Annotated in this window: 15 protein-coding genes; 6 read left to right on the plus strand and 9 right to left on the minus strand. The window is 68.8% G+C overall.

Features of this window, described 5'->3' with window-relative positions; genetic code table 11:
- Positions 1 to 2 precede the first annotated feature (2 nt).
- Positions 3 to 599, minus strand: coding sequence for an FMN reductase (locus BLA60_RS11545; RefSeq protein ID WP_084734878.1), 597 nt, complete (start codon positions 597 to 599; stop codon positions 3 to 5).
- The gene (locus tag BLA60_RS11550) at positions 599 to 1,672 is read right to left on the minus strand and encodes an LLM class flavin-dependent oxidoreductase (protein WP_075132814.1); all 1,074 of its coding nucleotides are present in this window, start codon (positions 1,670 to 1,672) and stop codon (positions 599 to 601) included. Before BLA60_RS11550 ends, BLA60_RS11545 begins: the two co-directional genes overlap by 1 nt.
- A 168-nt stretch (positions 1,673 to 1,840) precedes the next feature.
- On the opposite strand from BLA60_RS11550, the gene BLA60_RS11565 reads away from it, so the two are divergent.
- The 3 genes from BLA60_RS11565 (at position 1,841) to BLA60_RS11575 (ending at position 5,685) form a co-directional block, all read left to right on the plus strand.
- Complete coding sequence (locus tag BLA60_RS11565; RefSeq protein ID WP_211288691.1) at positions 1,841 to 3,409, plus strand: chitinase; 1,569 nt, start codon at positions 1,841 to 1,843, stop codon at positions 3,407 to 3,409.
- Entirely contained in the window at positions 3,406 to 5,157 is a 1,752-nt protein-coding gene (locus BLA60_RS11570; RefSeq protein WP_075132815.1) for a chitinase, read from the plus strand. The genes BLA60_RS11565 and BLA60_RS11570 overlap by 4 nt, the downstream gene beginning before the upstream one ends.
- 72 nt (positions 5,158 to 5,229) lie before the next feature.
- Entirely contained in the window at positions 5,230 to 5,685 is a 456-nt protein-coding gene (locus tag BLA60_RS11575) for a hypothetical protein (protein WP_154814282.1), read from the plus strand.
- Here BLA60_RS11575 and BLA60_RS11580 read toward each other — a convergent pair.
- On the minus strand, positions 5,666 to 7,525 hold the full coding sequence (locus tag BLA60_RS11580) for a DUF2339 domain-containing protein (RefSeq protein WP_075132817.1): 1,860 nt from the start codon (positions 7,523 to 7,525) through the stop codon (positions 5,666 to 5,668). The two genes, BLA60_RS11575 and BLA60_RS11580, sit on opposite strands and share 20 nt — an antisense overlap.
- A 47-nt stretch (positions 7,526 to 7,572) precedes the next feature.
- Positions 7,573 to 8,691, minus strand: coding sequence for a PucR family transcriptional regulator (locus BLA60_RS11585; RefSeq protein ID WP_084734842.1), 1,119 nt, complete (start codon positions 8,689 to 8,691; stop codon positions 7,573 to 7,575).
- Positions 8,692 to 9,039: 348 nt separating this feature from the next.
- On the opposite strand from BLA60_RS11585, the gene BLA60_RS11590 reads away from it, so the two are divergent.
- Together BLA60_RS11590 and BLA60_RS11595 are read left to right on the plus strand one after the other, a co-directional pair.
- Complete coding sequence (locus BLA60_RS11590; protein WP_211288708.1) at positions 9,040 to 10,896, plus strand: M6 family metalloprotease domain-containing protein; 1,857 nt, start codon at positions 9,040 to 9,042, stop codon at positions 10,894 to 10,896.
- Between the two features lie 443 nt (positions 10,897 to 11,339).
- Positions 11,340 to 11,657 (plus strand): MazG nucleotide pyrophosphohydrolase domain-containing protein, encoded by a 318-nt coding sequence (locus tag BLA60_RS11595; RefSeq protein ID WP_075132818.1) that lies wholly within the window; start codon positions 11,340 to 11,342, stop codon positions 11,655 to 11,657.
- Here BLA60_RS11595 and BLA60_RS11600 read toward each other — a convergent pair.
- The 5 genes from BLA60_RS11600 to BLA60_RS11620 form a co-directional block, all read right to left on the minus strand.
- Positions 11,632 to 12,846 carry a DNA glycosylase AlkZ-like family protein gene (locus BLA60_RS11600; RefSeq protein ID WP_162292944.1) on the minus strand — a complete coding sequence of 405 codons (1,215 nt, stop codon included), beginning with the start codon at positions 12,844 to 12,846 and terminating at the stop codon, positions 11,632 to 11,634. The genes BLA60_RS11595 and BLA60_RS11600 overlap by 26 nt on opposite strands.
- Before the next feature lie 35 nt (positions 12,847 to 12,881).
- Positions 12,882 to 14,192, minus strand: coding sequence for a B12-binding domain-containing radical SAM protein (locus BLA60_RS11605; protein WP_075132820.1), 1,311 nt, complete (start codon positions 14,190 to 14,192; stop codon positions 12,882 to 12,884).
- Positions 14,189 to 14,830: a dTMP kinase gene (locus BLA60_RS11610; RefSeq protein WP_075132821.1), complete on the minus strand. Its 642-nt coding sequence runs from the start codon at positions 14,828 to 14,830 to the stop codon at positions 14,189 to 14,191. Before BLA60_RS11610 ends, BLA60_RS11605 begins: the two co-directional genes overlap by 4 nt.
- A 353-nt stretch (positions 14,831 to 15,183) precedes the next feature.
- A complete protein-coding gene (locus BLA60_RS11615) occupies positions 15,184 to 15,351 on the minus strand; it encodes a DUF397 domain-containing protein (RefSeq protein WP_075132822.1) in 168 nt (55 codons plus the stop codon).
- Positions 15,352 to 15,370: 19 nt separating this feature from the next.
- Positions 15,371 to 16,216 carry a helix-turn-helix domain-containing protein gene (locus BLA60_RS11620; protein ID WP_075132823.1) on the minus strand — a complete coding sequence of 282 codons (846 nt, stop codon included), beginning with the start codon at positions 16,214 to 16,216 and terminating at the stop codon, positions 15,371 to 15,373.
- Positions 16,217 to 16,407: 191 nt separating this feature from the next.
- On the opposite strand from BLA60_RS11620, the gene BLA60_RS11625 reads away from it, so the two are divergent.
- Entirely contained in the window at positions 16,408 to 16,644 is a 237-nt protein-coding gene (locus tag BLA60_RS11625) for a hypothetical protein (RefSeq protein WP_075132824.1), read from the plus strand.
- Positions 16,645 to 16,654 lie beyond the last annotated feature (10 nt).

The raw sequence follows: 16,654 nt of genomic DNA on the forward strand, positions 1-16,654 counted from the left end.
CGTCACCCTTCGGGCGGCGGCCGCAGTGCCGCGAGCTGCTGCTCGAAGGGAATGACCTGCTCCTGGGCCGGGGCGGCCACCGCCGGCCGCCCGGCCATCAGCTCGACCAGTTCCCCGGACGCCCGGGCGATCCGCTCACCCAGCTCACCCGACGCCCAGTCCTCCGACGCCGCGTACACCCCGGTCGGGACGACGACGGCCCGCAGGTAGGTGAACATCGGCCGAAGCGCGTGCTCCAGGGCCAGCGAGTGCCGGGCGGTGCCGCCGGTGGCGGCGATCAGCACCGGCTTGCCCACCAACGCGTCCTGCTCGACGACGTCGAAGAACGACTTGAACAGTCCCGAGTAGGACGCGGTGAAGATCGGGGTCGCCGCGATCAGCCCGTCCGCCCCGGTGACGGCCGCGATCGCGGCCGACAACCGTGGGCTGGGGAACCCGGTCACGACGTTGTTGGCGATGTCGGTGGCCAGGTCCCGCAGATCGACGAACTCGACGGACACCGAGGTCTGCTCACCGACGGCCGCGGCCAGCCTCTCGGCCAGCAACCGGGTGGACGACGGCACGGTCACCCCGGCCGACACCACAGCCAACCGACGCATCACGCACTCACCTTCCTGAGCGACTCGTGGGTGGGGGCGTCGGGAACCGACTCCGGCCGCCCGTTGGCGAACTCCTTGCGCAGCACCGGAACCACTTCCTCGCCCAGCAGGTCCAGCTGCTCCAGCACCGTCTTGAGCGGCAGTCCGGCGTGGTCCATCAGGAACAGCTGGCGCTGGTAGTCGCCGAACGACTCGCGGAACGTCAGCGTCCGGTCGATCACCTGCTGCGGGCTGCCGACGGTCAGCGGGGTCTGTTCGGTGAAGTCCTCCAGCGACGGTCCGTGCCCGTAGACCGGCGCGTTGTCGAAGTAGGGCCGGAACTCGTTGACCGCGTCCTGGGAGTTGCGGCGCATGAACACCTGCCCGCCGAGGCCGACGATCGCCTGCTCCGGCGTGCCGTGCCCGTAGTGGGCGTAGCGCTGCCGGTACAGCCCGATCAGCCGGATGTAGTGCTCCTTGGGCCAGAAGATGTTGTTGGCGAAGAACCCGTCGCCGTAGTACGCGGCCTGCTCGGCGATCTCCGGGCTGCGGATCGACCCGTGCCAGACGAACGGCGGCACGCCGTCGAGCGGGCGCGGGGTGGAGGTGAAGCCCTGCAGCGGGGTGCGGAACTTGCCCTGCCAGTCGACGACGTCCTTGCGCCACAGGTCGTGCAGCAGCGCGTAGTTCTCGATGGCCAGCGGGATGCCCTGCCGGATGTCCTGGCCGAACCACGGGTAGACCGGTCCGGTGTTGCCTCGGCCCATCATCAGGTCGACGCGGCCGTCGGCCAGGTGCTGGAGCATGGCGTAGTCCTCGGCGATCTTCACCGGGTCGTTGGTGGTGATCAGCGTCGTGGACGTCGACAGGATGAGCCGCTCGGTGCGGGCGGCGATGTATCCGAGCATGGTCGTCGGCGACGACGGCACGAACGGCGGGTTGTGGTGTTCACCGGTGGCGAACACGTCCAGCCCGACCTCCTCCGCCTTGAGCGCGATCGTGACCATCGCCTTGATCCGGTCGTGCTCACTGATCGTGTGCCCGGTCGTCGGATCCGTGGTCACGTCGCCGACGGTGAAGATCCCGAACTGCATCTCTCTCATCCACCCTCAACTAGTTGTGAACTCAACTAATCTGCCCAACGAGCCTATCGCGCCAGGTATTCCCGGGGATTGGACTAGACAATCCGATCGGATTGGTCTAGACATTTAGGTGACGTGCGGTGCATCCCTGCTCACCGCACGTCCATCATGGAGGTCGTAATGAGGCGTTCCTTCGTACTGGTCATGGCCGCCGTGCTCGCCTGCCTGGGCACGGTCGCCCCGGTCGCCACCGCCGCCGGTGAGCGGGCCGCGTTCGTCAAGACCGCCGACTGGGGCTCCGGCTGGGAAGGCCGGTTCACCGTCACCAACGGCGGGACCACCCCGATCAGCTCCTGGCGGGTCGAGTTCGACCTGCCGGCCGGCACCGGCGTCGGCAGCTACTGGGACGCCCTGCTCACCTCCAGCGGCAGCCACCACACCTTCGTCAACCGCGAGTACAACGGCACCCTCGCCCCCGGCGCCAGCGCCACCTTCGGCTTCCTCGGCACCGGGCCGGGCAGTCCGACGAACTGCCTGGTCAACGGCGCCGACTGCGGCGGAGGTGGCGGCCCGGACCCGGGCGCCCCGGCCACCCCCGGCAACGTCCGCGTGACCGCCACCACCGGCACCGCCATCACCCTGGGCTGGAGCGCCACCCCTGGCACGGTCACCGGCTACCGCGTCTACGAGGGCAACACCGTCGCCGCCACGACCACCGCCACCACCGCGACCTTCGGCGGCCTGCCCGCCTGCACCAGCCGCACCTACACCGTCGCCGCCTACAACGCCACCGGCGAGTCGCCGCGCAGCGCCCCGGTCACCGGCACCACCACCGGCTGCCCGCAGGCCGACCTGCCGCGCCACTTCCTCACCGGCTACTGGCACAACTTCGTCAACCCGGCCACCGAGCTGCGCCTGTCGGCCGTGCCCGACGAGTACGACCTGGTCGCCGTGGCCTTCGCCGAGGCCACCGGCACCCCCGGCCAGGTCAGCTTCGGGGTCGACCCCGGACTGTCCAGCGCGCTCGGCGGCTACACCGACGCCCAGTTCAAGGCCGACGTGACCGCGCTCAAGGCCAAGGGCAAGAAGGTCATCCTGTCGGTCGGCGGTGAGGCCGGCCGGGTGTCGGTCGGCGACTCCGCCTCGGCCACGAACTTCGCCAACAGCGTGCGCGCGGCCATGACCGAGTTCGGTTTCGACGGCGTGGACATCGACCTGGAGAACGGTCTCAACCCGACGTACATGGCTCAGGCACTGCGCAACCTGCGCGGCCAGGTGGGCGCCGGACTGATCATCACGATGGCCCCGCAGACCATCGACATGCAGTCCACCGGCGGCTCCTACTTCGCGCTCGCCCTGAGCATCCGCGACATCCTCACCGTCGTGCACACCCAGTTCTACAACTCCGGCTCGATGCTGGGCTGCGACCAGTCCCAGGCCTACGGCCAGGGCACGGTCAACTTCATCACCGCGCTGACCTGCATCCAACTGGAGAACGGCCTACGCCCCGACCAGGTCGCCGTCGGCCTGCCCGCCGGGCCCGGCGCGGCCGGCGGCGGGATCGTCGCCCCGTCGGTGGTCACCAACGCGCTGGACTGCCTGGCCAGGGCCACCAACTGCGGCACCTTCCGGCCACCCAGGACCTACCCGGACATCCGCGGCGCCATGACCTGGTCGATCAACTGGGACGTCACCAACGGCAACAACTTCGCCCGCACCGTCGCCCCGCACCTGGACACCCTGCCATGAGGCGCGTCCTCGCGGCCCTGTCCGCACTGGTCGTGCTGGTCGGGCTGGCCACCCCCGCCTCGGCGGCGAACCTGCTGACCAACGCCGGGTTCGAGACCGGCTCACTGTCCGGCTGGACCTGCGCGGGCGGCGCGGTGGTCACCAGCCCGGTGCACACCGGCTCCTACGCGCTGGCCGCCACCGCCACCGCCTCGGACACCGCCCGCTGCGCCCAGACCGTCACCGTGCGGCCCGCCACCACCTACAGCGTGTCGGCCTGGGTGCGCGGCAACCCCGTGTACCTGGGCGTCGACGGCGGCCCGTCGACCTGGACCGCCGCCACCACCTACACCCGCCTGGCGCTCACGTTCACCACCGGCGCCAGCCAGACCACCGCCCAGCTCTACCTGCACGGCTGGTACGGCGCCGGCACCTACCACGCCGACGACGTCGAACTCGACGGTCCCGGCGGCGGCACCCCGGGCGCCCCGGCGACGCCGGGCAACCCGACCCTGGGCACCGTCACCGACACCTCGGTCGCGCTGTCCTGGCCCGCGGTGACCGGCGCCACCGGCTACCGCGTCCACGAGGGCGCCACCGTGCGCGCCAGCGTGACCGGCACCAGCGCCACCATCGGCGGGCTGACCGCCTGCTCCACCCACACCTTCGCGGTGACCGCCGTCAACGACGCCGGCGAGTCCGCCCGCAGCGCCCCGGTGACCGCGACGACCACCGGCTGCCAGCAGGCCGACCTGCCCCGGCACGCGCTGATCGGCTACCTGCACACCAGCTTCGCCAACGGCTCGGGCTACATCAGGATGGCCGACGTGCCGCCCGCCTGGGACGTGATCAACCTGGCCTTCGGCGAGCCAACCACCGCGACCTCGGGCGACATCCAGTTCCGGCTCTGCCCGGCCGCCGAGTGCCCCAACGTCGAGTCCGAGGCCGAGTTCGTCGCGGCGATCCGCGCGAAACAGGCGCAGGGCAAGAAGGTGCTGATCTCCATCGGCGGCGCCAACGGCCAGGTCCAGCTGACCACCACCGCCGCCCGCGACCGGTTCGTCTCCTCGGTGTCGGCGATCATCGACCGCTACGGCCTGGACGGTCTGGACATCGACTTCGAGGGCCACTCGCTGTACCTCAACGCCGGGGACACCGACTTCGCCAACCCGACCACACCGGTCATCGTCAACCTGATCTCCGCGCTGCGGACCCTGAAGTCCCGCTACGGCAACGACTTCATTCTCACCATGGCGCCGGAGACGTTCTTCGTCCAGGTCGGCTACCAGTTCTACGGCGGGGCCGGCGGCGGGGACAACCGCACCGGGTCCTACCTGCCGGTGATCCACGCCCTGCGCGACGCGCTGACCGTGCTGCACGTCCAGGACTACAACTCCGGCCCGGTCATGGGCCTGGACGACCAGTACCACACGATGGGCGGCGCCGACTTCCACATCGCGATGACCGACATGGTCAAGGCCGGGTTCCCGGTCGCGCGCACCGGCCACCGGTTCCCCGGCCTGCGCGAGGACCAGATCGCGTTCGGCGTCCCGGCGGCGGTCAGCGCCGGCAACGGCCACACCGCGCCGGCCCAGGTCCAGCAGGCGCTGACCTGCCTGTCCCGCAACCAGAACTGCGCCGGGTACACCCTGCGCGGCGGCGCGTCACCGGCGATCCGCGGCCTGATGACCTGGTCGATCAACTGGGACCGCTACTACGGCTGGGAGTTCGCCGACAGCCATCGGCCCTTCCTGGACTCCTTGCCGTAGCACGGAATCCGTCACCGTTGCCCGGGAACTCTTCCTGGGCAACGGTGACGACCGTCCCCGTACCCTTCGGACATGAGAAGAGCACTGGCGTTACTGGTGTCCGCGATCGTGGTGACTCTCGCCCTGCCCACGGCCGCCGCCCAGGCGGAGCCGGCCTGCGGTACGACTCCCGAACAGTGGGTCGGGTACTTCCCCGGCATCAACCGCCAGGACAGCGGTGACGAGTGGCCGCTGGACCACACGATCACGCTGACGGACGGCGTCCTGGCGGTGGACACGCTGATCAACGGCTGGAAGCGGATGCCGCCCTACGGCGACCCCGTCCTCACCGGCGACTCGCTGGTCTGGACCACTGCCGAGAGTGGTGTGCCGGGCGGCGAAGGCGAGACCAGCCGCTACACGACCGAGAGCGTGACCTGCGCGAACGGCGTGGTCCAGTCCTTCACCGGGGAGCTCTTCTGGGTCTACCAGGTCCCCCTCGGGCCGGTGTTCTGGGTGTACAGCTCGTTCACCGCCAGCCGGTCCTGAGGACCTTCGCGTAGCGGGTGCCGGCGGCGAGCAGGACCAGGCCGGCCACCAGGAACACCGCCACCCTGGCCATGCCGTCCAATGAGGACAGGTCGAACAGGACGAGTTTGGCCAGGGCCGCGCCGACCAGCGACAGGCCGGCCGTGCGGGCGAACACCGAGTCGATCCCCCTGGCCAGCAGGACCAGCGCGCCGACCGTCCAGGACACCGTCACCAACACGTGCCCCAGCACGAACCCGCTGTCGCCGGGGGAGACCAGCAGGGTCGCCGACAGCACGGCGGCGGCCGCGCCGTACAGGGTGACCACGCCGGCCGTCGCCAGCCAGCGGCGGCCGGTGACACACATCGCCACGGCGGTCACCGACAGCAGCAGCCCGGTCAACCCGGCGGTGGCCGCCACGTGCGCCGGCACCGGCACCTCCGGCGCCACCACCAGCAGTTCCAGCGGCGCGGCGTCGAGCAGCGTGAACCCGAGGCCGGTGACGGCGAACACCACCGCCGCCGAGAGCGCGGCGGGATAGCGCGCGGCCCGCGCGACCAGCGTCAGCAGCAGGGCCTGGGCCAGCAGCACGATCGCCGCGACCGACCCGTCCACGGCGGTCAGCGTGGCCTGCAGGATCGCGACCAGCCCGGCGGCCCCCGCCACCTTGGCGAACGACGGCGGGAACCGGCGGAACCCGAGCACCCACACCAGCACCAGCAGGGCCCCGACCGTCCCCGGCAACGCCACCGCGGCGACCTGGGGCACCAGCGAGGCGACCACCATCACCGGCACCGGCGCCAGCAGCACCTGCCCGACCGGCGCGAGACCGCCCTCCCGCAGCGCCCCGGCGACCGCGACCCCCACCTGCGCGAGGCTGGTCACCATCCCGAGCAGGGCGATCGTCGGCGATTCGACCCCGGTGGCGTCGAACACGACGGCGGCGGCCGTGCCCAGCACCGCCGGCAGCGCGGCGGCCAGGCACAGCACGGGCCAGCGGCGCGCCAGGTACACCGGCGTCGTGCCGAGCTGGAGGACCAGCAGGAACCCGAGCAGCAGCGGCGTGAACCCGCCGGTGATCACCGGTGCCGACACCGCACACCCGACCACGACGAACACCGCGAGCGCCTCGGCGTCCCACCGGTCGGCCAGCAGCACCCCGACCGCCGCGACGACCAGCCCGGCCACCAGCCCGGCGGCCGGCGGCAGCTGTCCGAACAGGACGGTGGCGGCGACGACGTCCAGGTACAGCACGGTGATCCCGGTCGCCGCGCAGGCCAGCGCGCCGACCCGGCCGGCGGGGGTGCGGTGCAGCCACAACCCGACACCGGCCAGCCCGAGACCGAGGGCGACGCCGAGCAGCACGCGGGGCAGCGGGCCGAGGTAGCCGCGCTGCACGGCCAGCACGAGCAGCAGCACGACCCCGGCGAGGGTGACCGTTGCGCCGACCATCGCCAACGACCGCGCGCCGAAGCCCTCCCGCCGCCAGAACGGGACGGGCGCGGGCGGCAGGGCCCCGTCGCCCACCGGCGGGTACTGGAGCGTCGGCGCAGCCGGGAACGGGGCATCGCCGGCCGACCGGTCGGTCGGCGAACCGCCGTGGCCGGCCGGGGGGAACGGGGCCGTTGGCCCGTTGGTCAGGGCGGCGAGGTCACCGGACGGGTGCGGGACCGACCGGTCGGTCGGAAGGTCGCCGTGGCCGAGCGGCAACGGGGAACCGGCCGGCTGGTCGGTCGGCTTCGGTGTGGTCGCGTCGGTGCGCAGCGCCTGCTCGTGGCGCAGCTCGGCGGAGATCTCGTCGATGCGGTGGCCGACCTCCAACAGGGCGTCGGCCAACCGCGTGAGCCGGTCGGTTGCCATGCGGTCAGTGTCGGGGAGCGCGGGCCGGCGCGGATCCGTACGACTACTCAATCCAGCCGGCCGGACAGCCTCGCCAGCTTCAGGCCGAGGTGCAGGGTCAGCCGCTCGTCGCCGCTTCTCAGGTCCGTGCCCGCCAGCTCCTCGACCCGCTGTAATCGGTAGTACAGCGACGTGCGGTGCAGCCGCAGCGCCCTGGCCGTTGCCGCGACGCTGCCGGCCAGGTCGAGGTAGGTCTCCAGGGTGTCCAGCAGCGGCCGGTGCGCCTGGTCGGCCAGCAGCCGCTCCAGCCCGGGGTGCAGCTCACCCGCCGGCACCCCGGCCAGCATCCGGTACACCCCCAGCTCCGGCCACGCCGCGACCGGCCCGTGGCCGGGCACCCTGGCGGCCACCAGCGCCGCGTGCACCGCCTCCCGGTAGGACCGCGCCGCCTCGGTCAGCGCCGGGCGCGGCCGGCCGACCCCGGCGACCAGGCCCTGCCCGAGCGCCGAGCGCACCTCGGCCACCGGCGGCGTCCCCGCGCACAGCAGCACCCCGTGGTCGTGCCGCACGTGGTGCAGCGGCTGCCGCGCGGCCAGCGTGAACCGCGCCGCCAGCACCGCCTCCTCCACCGGCTCCCGCCCCGCCGGCCGCAGCACGACCGCGGTCACCGGCGAGGACACCGGGAACCCGCCGGCCTCGGTCAGCAGCCGCGCCGCCGCGCGCGCCGTGCCCTGCTCGCCGAACAGCAGGCGGGACACCGCCTCCAGCTCACGCCGGTACCCCAGCCCGGCGGCGAGACTGTCCCGGAACAGGGTCAGCGCCAGCGCCGGTGCCGCCCCGGCCGCGACCCGCACCTGCTCGTCGGTCATCGGCGGCGCGTCGTCGATCAGCCAGACGAACCCCAGCAGCCGGTCGCGGTGGCGCGCCGGCACGCACACCCGCGCCAGGACCCCGCCCGACGCGGGGATCCGCAGCGGGCCGCGCGCGTCGAAGATGCCGGCCGCGCGGAAGTGGGTCCGGGCGGCGTCGGAGGTGTGCCGGCGCAGGATCGAGTCGCGGCGCAGGTCGTCCATCGGGCCGGTCTGCTCGCTGTAGGCCACGACCCGCTGGCCAGGGTCCTCCAGCAGCACCGGCCGGCCGATCCGCACCGCCAGGTCCTCCACGATGCGCTGGACCTCCTCGGCCACCCTGACCTCCCGGTTTCGACAGATGTCGCAACGCAGCGGACCACGTTCTCTACAACGGATCGGTGATGTGGTCAACACCGCGAGCTAGCGTCAGAGGTCGTGACCCGCCACTCCCTGCTGGTGACGGCGCTGCTCTCGGCCGCGGCACTCGTCGCCGGGACCACCGCCGGGCCGGCCGCCGCAGCTCCCGACACCACCCCCGAGCACCCCTGGCGCTACGACCACTGGCCCCAGCAGCAGCCCTGGCAGCAGTCCGGGCCCGGCGCGACGCCGCTGGCCGCCCAACTCGCCACCGCCGCCGGCTTCCCCCCGCCGATCGACCAGCAGGACTGGCAGAACCCCGACCACATGACGTGGGCGGACTACCGCCCGCCGCCGAACACCGACTGGGCCAACCCGGACGTCGACGGCTCGGTGCGCGACTTCAAAGGCGCGCTGGTGCTGCTGGACTACCCGAACCAGCCCTTCGCCGTGACCCAGCCGCAGAACTCGACGGTGTTCGGCAACCCCAGCGCCGAGGCCCACGACATCCCGCGTGCCGACGTCGCCCAGTGGTACCACGACTTCCTCAACAGGCCCGGCGCGCTCAACCGGGGCCACACCATCCACGAGTGGTGGATGGAGGACTCCGGCGGCCGCTACGGCGTCGACCTCACCGCGTTCGGGCCCTACGAGATGCCCGGCAAGGCCCACGAGTACGCCATGGAGTTCCAGGGCGGCACGGGTTGTCCCGCCGGGGACGACTGCGACCGCGACATCCGTACCGACGGGCGCGCGGCGTGGGTGGCCGACGTCGGCACCGGGGTGCCGGCCGGGTTCGACTTCGTGTTCTTCCTGTCGGCCGGCCAGGACGAGTCGGCGACCTGGCAGGAGTTCGGGATGATGAAGTTCCCGACCAAGGAGGACGTGACCGACGAGTTCGGCCCGCCGGACGACGCCCTGCCGAACTGGTCGGACACCCGCTACGTCGACTGGACGTCGTGGGCGTCGGGCGCCACGATCTGGCCCAACGCGTCAGCCGGGTCGTCCACGCAGGCCGAGTCGTCGGGCATGAGCACCTACGCCCACGAGCTGAGCCACATCCTCGGCATCGCCGACAACTACAACAACCCCTACGGAAACCCGCCGCGCCGCGCGTACTCGGGGATCTGGGAGATGCTGTCCCGGGGCACGTTCAACGGCCCCGGCGGCCCGCACAGCCGCTGGGCGATCCCAGCGACCGGCGGCTCGTCGATGGGCGCACAACACATGCTGCGCAACAAGATCGACCTCGGCATGGTCGACGAACGCAACGTGCTGCGCCTGTCCCGCGACGCCCTGGCCGACTCCGGCCTGGTGACCGCCACGGTCACCGCGCGGGTGGTCCAGCCGGGCCGCAACGGCCTGTCCGGCATCAACATCGCCCTCGACAACGGCGACCACAGCCCGTCCTGCTCCCCGACGACGGACCCGTTCTGCGACGGCGGCGGCTACGACAACTACACCGTCGAGGTCGTCGACCGGATGGGCGCCGACTCGTTCACGCCCGACTCGGGGGTGCTGCTGGCCAAGACCAAGAACGTCGACCGCGCCCCGTTCGAGTGGGTGATCGACGCGAACCCGCAGGACATCGGCATGACCGACTACGTCCTGCCCGACGGCACCGAGGTCCCGATCACCATCGGTGACTACCGCCAGCTCTCGGACGCCCTGTTCCACGCCGGTGCGGACTCGGGCAGCCAGTACGAGTACGTCGACGAGGCCAACCGCCTGCACTTCTACGTGCTGGACCTGCACCGCAACCCGGCCGGCGAACTGACCTACACGGTCGCGATCCGCTCCCTGGACGGCGCCGGCCCGCAACGCCGGGGCGTGCGGGTCCTGCCGACGGTCAGCGTGCCGAACCGGTCCGGCCTCGCGAAGTGCGAGTTCCCGCTGACCAACAGCGGCACCGGCACCGCCTCGGCCGGCGAACACCCGGAGAACGTGTCCCAGTACCTCAACCGCGACGTCTACCGCCTGTCAGCCACCGTCGACGGCGCCGGCTGGGCGACGAAGGTCCCCAACACGCTGGCGTCGGCGGAGTTCGGCCGCTACGTCGACATCCCGGTCTACGCCAAGCGCACCGGCACCGGCCCGACCTCGGCCACCGTCCGGCTGACCGCGACCTCCGAGAGCGACCCCAGCAAGACCGCCACCGCCACCTGCACGGTGGTCCAGCGCTGACCGGCCTTGACGGCCGCCAGCCACCCGGCCAGGTCGACAGTCAACGTCGGCCCGGCCGGGTGGCTGTCCGCGCCAGAACGGGAGGGGCACAGCCGGCCGGCAGTCACAGACCGGCGAGGAGTCATGCGGTGAACGTGGACCGATCGAGTGAAACATGACTACGTCGTGTCAGATCGCTGAGTACGTAGCGTTCCGGCACGACCCTGCCATGATCTTTCCCGGTAGGCCCGTCCACCGGCGTCGATGACCAGTCCACGTGGCCAACCAGGCCTTTCGTGGTCAGGTGGCGCGAACTGTCCAGACCCCGTGGCCGGTACGGAACCACGTCACCCCAGCTGTTTTGGCGTGCTGCCCACATAGCGATCCACAATGCGGCCGCGCTAGGGTGCGTGCCCTCGGATCGTGACACTCAGTTCACGACACTCCTGCCCGTGAGGTTGCCCATGATCCCGCTGAAGCCAACGTCTGCGCTCGCGGATCTCCAACAGTATGTCGCCGAGATGGAGAAAGAACGTGGGTTCAGCGAACGTGACGTCGTGCAACAGTGCCTCCTGCTGGGCGAAGAAGTCGGCGAGCTGTTCAAGGCCGTCCGCAAAAGCCAGAAGATGCGCGTGGCCACGACATCGGTGACCGGAAGTGTCGATGAGGAGCTCGCCGATGTGTTGATCTACGTGTGCGCAATCGCCAACCGGCTCGACATCAGTCTCGATGAGGCGTTTCGAAAGAAGGAACAACTCAACGAGACGAGGACGTGGGCGTAACTTCCTGCTGCGCGGTGGTGACCTTCTTCCTGTCGCCGGTTCCCCAGCCGAGTCGAAGTGCCTCGGTGAGAGTGTGAGCGCGGTGTCGGATCTCTCGCCGTAGCACCGTTGATCGACAGGATGACACGAGCGACCAGCCGACCGCTTTCTTGCCGGTGTCCCATTTCCAGGTCCCTGCCAGCTGCCCGTCAATGATGACGGTCGGTAGCACTTCGCCGATCTGGTTGAACGCGGTCCGTGGCGGCAGGTCGCCCAGGTACCGCCTGCGGCTCTCGAAATAGGCCTTCAGGGCGACATCCTCGTGGGCCAGAAAACTTATCCCGGAACTCCGCTGCTCGGCGGAGTCTGAGCGGAACTCTTCGAGTCTGTCCCGGTACATGTACATGGGCGACTCGCACCACGAGGTGTGGACCATGACAAAATCTCTGGCGGACTCGTTCATGGCTGCCGTTATGGCGGATCGGGACAGGCCCGACCACCAGGCCGCGTCACGAAGTGATGCCGGGCCATAGCGATCAAAATACTCAATCACCAGCTCTGTGGTTGCCCGGTGTCTGTCCATCGCCATGTCGAGACCTGGATGGAGCCTGCCTGTCAGACCGAACCTGCGATGCTCCCTGTTCCAGCAGTTGGTCCGGTTGAGATAGGTCAGTACACCCCGCTCCCAGGCAAGTTTGAGTGCCAGTCGCACGGACACCGTGTCAGTTCTGCTGTCAGTGAGCCTCGCTTCCATGGCGCGGTGGTTCAGCGGCCCGCATTGCTCCACAAGGTCGATAATGGCTGTTGTTACCCGGGTCACCGTCCGTGCGCTCATGCCGTGATTCGCTATCGAGCGAAGTGCGTCACGCTCGCGGAAGTGGAGAGTCGCGGCGTGCGCCGCAGCCGCCAAAGGGAGCGGCAAACTGTGCAATGTCTTCCGCATGCACCGCAATGTCACGACATTATCCGCAGTGGAAGAACTGAAGAGGCTCAGGGCGACGGCGGGTGATGTGCCGCGTGCGAGTACCGTCGCGAACGGTGTTGGCAGGCGTGCCGCATGTAGTCCGAGGGAAGCATGGGCAATCTCCACGACAGACGCATACTTCAGGTCGTCGCAAAGGCCCTGTCGGCGAAGCAGCCAGCTCCAGAGTCGCTCGGCTTCGGGCTTCGGGATCGTGTGCGATCCAGTACATTCTGGAACGACAGCCATGCGCGAACGGTAACACACAGGAATCTGGGCGACAATCAGCCCTGCGTGTTCCAGTGAGATTCCACGAAGTTTCGCAACCGTTGATATGACTGCTCGGTCTCCGACCACTGGGCGTCCGTGCCCCACCATCGTCGCTCGTTGTGGTGAATGTGAAACTTCGACCAATCACCGTCCCAGTCCTGTTGCAGATGCGTCCCGCGTATGCCGTAATGATCGGCCTGCTCATAGACCTGTGTGCCGGGCAGGGGTACGAACCGGAACAGTGAAACGCGAGAAATATTTTCGCCGAGCTCGTCCAGGAGTTCCACTGTCTGCTCGGTTGTCGAGGCATCTTCTCCTGGAAACCCATGGATGATGAACACCTTCGCGGCGATTCCGGCATCGGCGGTCATGTGTACCGCCCGTCTGATGTGCTCCCGCCTGGTGTTCTTTCGCATGGCTTTGAGCAGTGGCTCGCTGCCGGACTCCATGCCGAACTTGATTTCGATGCAGCCGGCGCGTGCCATCTTCTTCAGTAGCGGTTCATCGACGGTGTCAACACGAGACAATGCCGACCATCGAAGGCCCAGATCATCGATGTGGTCGCAGATGTCACCAACCCTGTGCTTGTTGACAATGAAGTTGTCATCAACGACAGCGAATCCCTGGATGCCGTAGGTCTCCATGAGATGTGTGAGTTCGGATCGTGCGCTGGCGCCGCTTCGGTACTGAATCCGGGTCTGGCCGGCCGCGCAGAAGCTGCAGGGAAACGGGCAGCCGCGACTGAACATCACGTGCGCCATTCGGACATCGGTTCCCGCGAGGCGATCGGATATCACGAAATCCTCGACCGGCAGCAGGTGGCGTGCCGGCAATGGTAGCTGATCGATGTTCCGCAGCAACGGTCGAGGTCGTTCGCGGTGTAGTTCACTTCCACTCAGCCACAACGCGCCGGCTACGTCGTGAAATTGCTTGCTGCTGGCGTGCGCCAGGATGTCAAGGATTGTTTCTTCGGACTCGCCGTCGGTGGCCACGTGCGCCCGAAAGTCCCTGATGCTCCCTTCGGGATAGAAGTTGCAGTGAACTCCGCCGACCATTACCAGTGTGTCGTCGCGAATTGTGCCGCCATCCCTGGCGGCGCGCATCATGTCGTAGGTGGCGGATGACGCCAGGCTGAACCCGATGGCGTCGTAACCGCTCAGGTCGAGTTCGGTCGTGAACGGCGTGACCTTGATGATGGAGACAGAGTTTCCCGCCTTCTCCACGACGGCGGCCAGATACATGACCCCAAAGGGCGGGAACTCCTTGCGCTGCTCCTTGAAGCGCGCCATGTCGTATACTTCTGGGTACAGCAAAGCCACCTTCATGATCGACCGTCCTTGATGGCCAGGATGAAGTGTGCAAGCCCGGCCGCCACTTCACGGGCCGTCGCCCTCCCAATATCGTACTCGTGGGCCGGATAGCCGGCTCCTCTCAGGAAGGCCAGTGCTTCGGTGAAGTATTCGCGTTCACGTCGATGATCTTCGTAGTCACTGCCATGAAACCGACTGAATCGTCCACGATTCGCGACCCGCGTGGCGCACAGTGATGCATCGCCCATCAACACGATGGCGATATCGGGTACGAGAATCTTCCGATAGATGTCCCACACAAAGCCGCGTTCGATACCGTCGAGGGGATCAAGGACCAGCGACGACGGCACGAAACGATCACAAACCACCGTTGTGCCCTGCTCGACGGCCGGTGAGATCATGATGTTGGCCTGGTGATATCGGTCGGCTGCCACCAGACAGGTCAGGGACGGGCCGTGGAACTCATGGGTGCCGTGCCGGGCCAACTCGCCGATACTGGACGGCGAGGGAGTCGCGGTGACCAATGTCGGAACGCCTTGGCTGGCCAGTTGTTCGCCCAACAACGTGCTCACCGTCGTCTTGCCGACGCCACTGGGCCCGTCGAGTGTCACGAAGAGACCGCGTCCGTGCGTGGCACCAGATTCGCTCGCCACCAGGCACTCCTAGCAGGCTCGGTAGGAGGTGGCTGCGCATTCACCCCCACCTGGGTGCGACGACCACCAGTGATGAGCCAGGTGTAGACAATGTCGGCGCGAATGGGGCCAGCGTTACGTCATTGGTCGACCAGAAGAATATTTGATCTTGTCCGCGCCCGGCCGATGATCGTCCACGAAATTCGTGGTCAGTGATTGACGCCGGGTGAAAAGAAGAACGGCTTCGGCACCGCTCGGTGTCGTTGCTGTCTGACAGCGGCCTCGGTGTGGAGGACCCAGAGCCGGCTTCCCGGCGACGGGAGGCCGGCCCCTGGGCCCATGACCGAAGTCCCCACCAGCACGGTGGTCCGGCGTCAGCCGGTCTTGACGGCGGCGAGCAAGCCAGCCAGGTCGACACTCAGCGTCGGCCCCGCCGGGTTCTTGCTGTCGCGCACGAGGCCGGCCGGGTGCAGCTCGACGCAGGTGTTGGCGCCCTGTGAGCGGCTGGACTTGCGCCAGGTGCCTAACACGTCTTGTTCCATCGTCGTTCCTTCCGTCACGTCACCTGGCGAGCGCTTCGCGTGACTCGTCGGGACGTAGAGCCAACATTTGCAGGCGTTCGAACACTCGACGGTAGTCGGTCACCTCGGCCATGTTCTCGTAGTAGATGCCTCGTAGGCGAGTCTGCACGTAAACCGTGCCGGGGTCACCCGTGAAAGCTGCGGGATAGTCCAGGATCGCGAACGCGCCGTCCATGCCAGGGTGGGCCCCGACGCTGTTGGGAAGCATCTGGATCTCGACGTTGCTCCGCTTGGACATCGTGGTCAGGTGCTCCAGTTGCGCCCGCATGACCTCGGGTCCGCCGACGACGCGTTGCACGGCACCTTCATCCAGTACTGACCACAGCTGCGGGGCGCCCACGTCTCGGAGAAGGGTCTGCTGTCGGGCCATTCGCATCTCCACCTGCTCGGCCACCTGCTCCTCGGTGAGGTGATGTTCGCCCGACCTGATCAGGGCTTCGGCGTACTCGCGGGTCTGGAGCAGGCCGGGGATGACCGTGTCGTAGGAGCTGATGCGGGCGGCGCCGTACTCGAGGCCGAGGTAGAGCTCGAACCAGTCGGGGACGGCGGTGGTGAAACTGGTCCACCAGTCCTTGCCCCGGTGCGCGGCCCGCAGCAGTTCGCGGAAGAAGTCGGCGCGCTCGGGTTTGCCGTACCAGGTGAGCAGCACCTCCATGTCGCTCGCCGACGGCATTCGGACGTTGTTCTCGTAGTGCCGGTAGGCCCCGACGCCCTTGGAGATGCGGGCCGCGACCTCGTCGGTCTCGTAGCCCGCGTCCTCGCGTAGCCGCTTCAGTTCGATGGCGATCCAGCGGCGAACGGCGGATCGGGAAACGTGCGCCACCATGGGGCGCTCACCTCTTACCAGGATCGGTGGGTCACTCGGTCGGGTACAAACTGTAGCGACCTACTGTTTGGTGGGGCTACAGTTCTGGGAGGACTTCACCGGAACCGGTGAAACCGTATCCCACGCCGTTCGTCTGCGGAATTCGCCCCCTACCAGGTCGAACGGCGGCCCACGAGAGAACGGAGCGGCCCATGAGCAACCCACCGCGTGTCACGTCCTGGCTGGAGGTTCCCGACGACTGCCGGATGGAGGGCATGCTCGACTTCCACGACGAACTGCGCTTCACCTTCGGTGCCCCCACCGGCGACGGGCAGTACCTCGCCTTCGAGCGGCCCGCTCTGGAGCGGTTCGTGGTCCTCGCCCAGCGGGTCCTCGCGTTGCGGGAGCCCGGCGAGCAGCGCGCCGACCGGCCGACCCTGGTGGCCTGAGCCCACCGGT

It is taken from the genome of Actinophytocola xinjiangensis (assembly GCF_001921215.1).
Lineage (GTDB): Bacteria > Actinomycetota > Actinomycetes > Mycobacteriales > Pseudonocardiaceae > Actinophytocola > Actinophytocola xinjiangensis.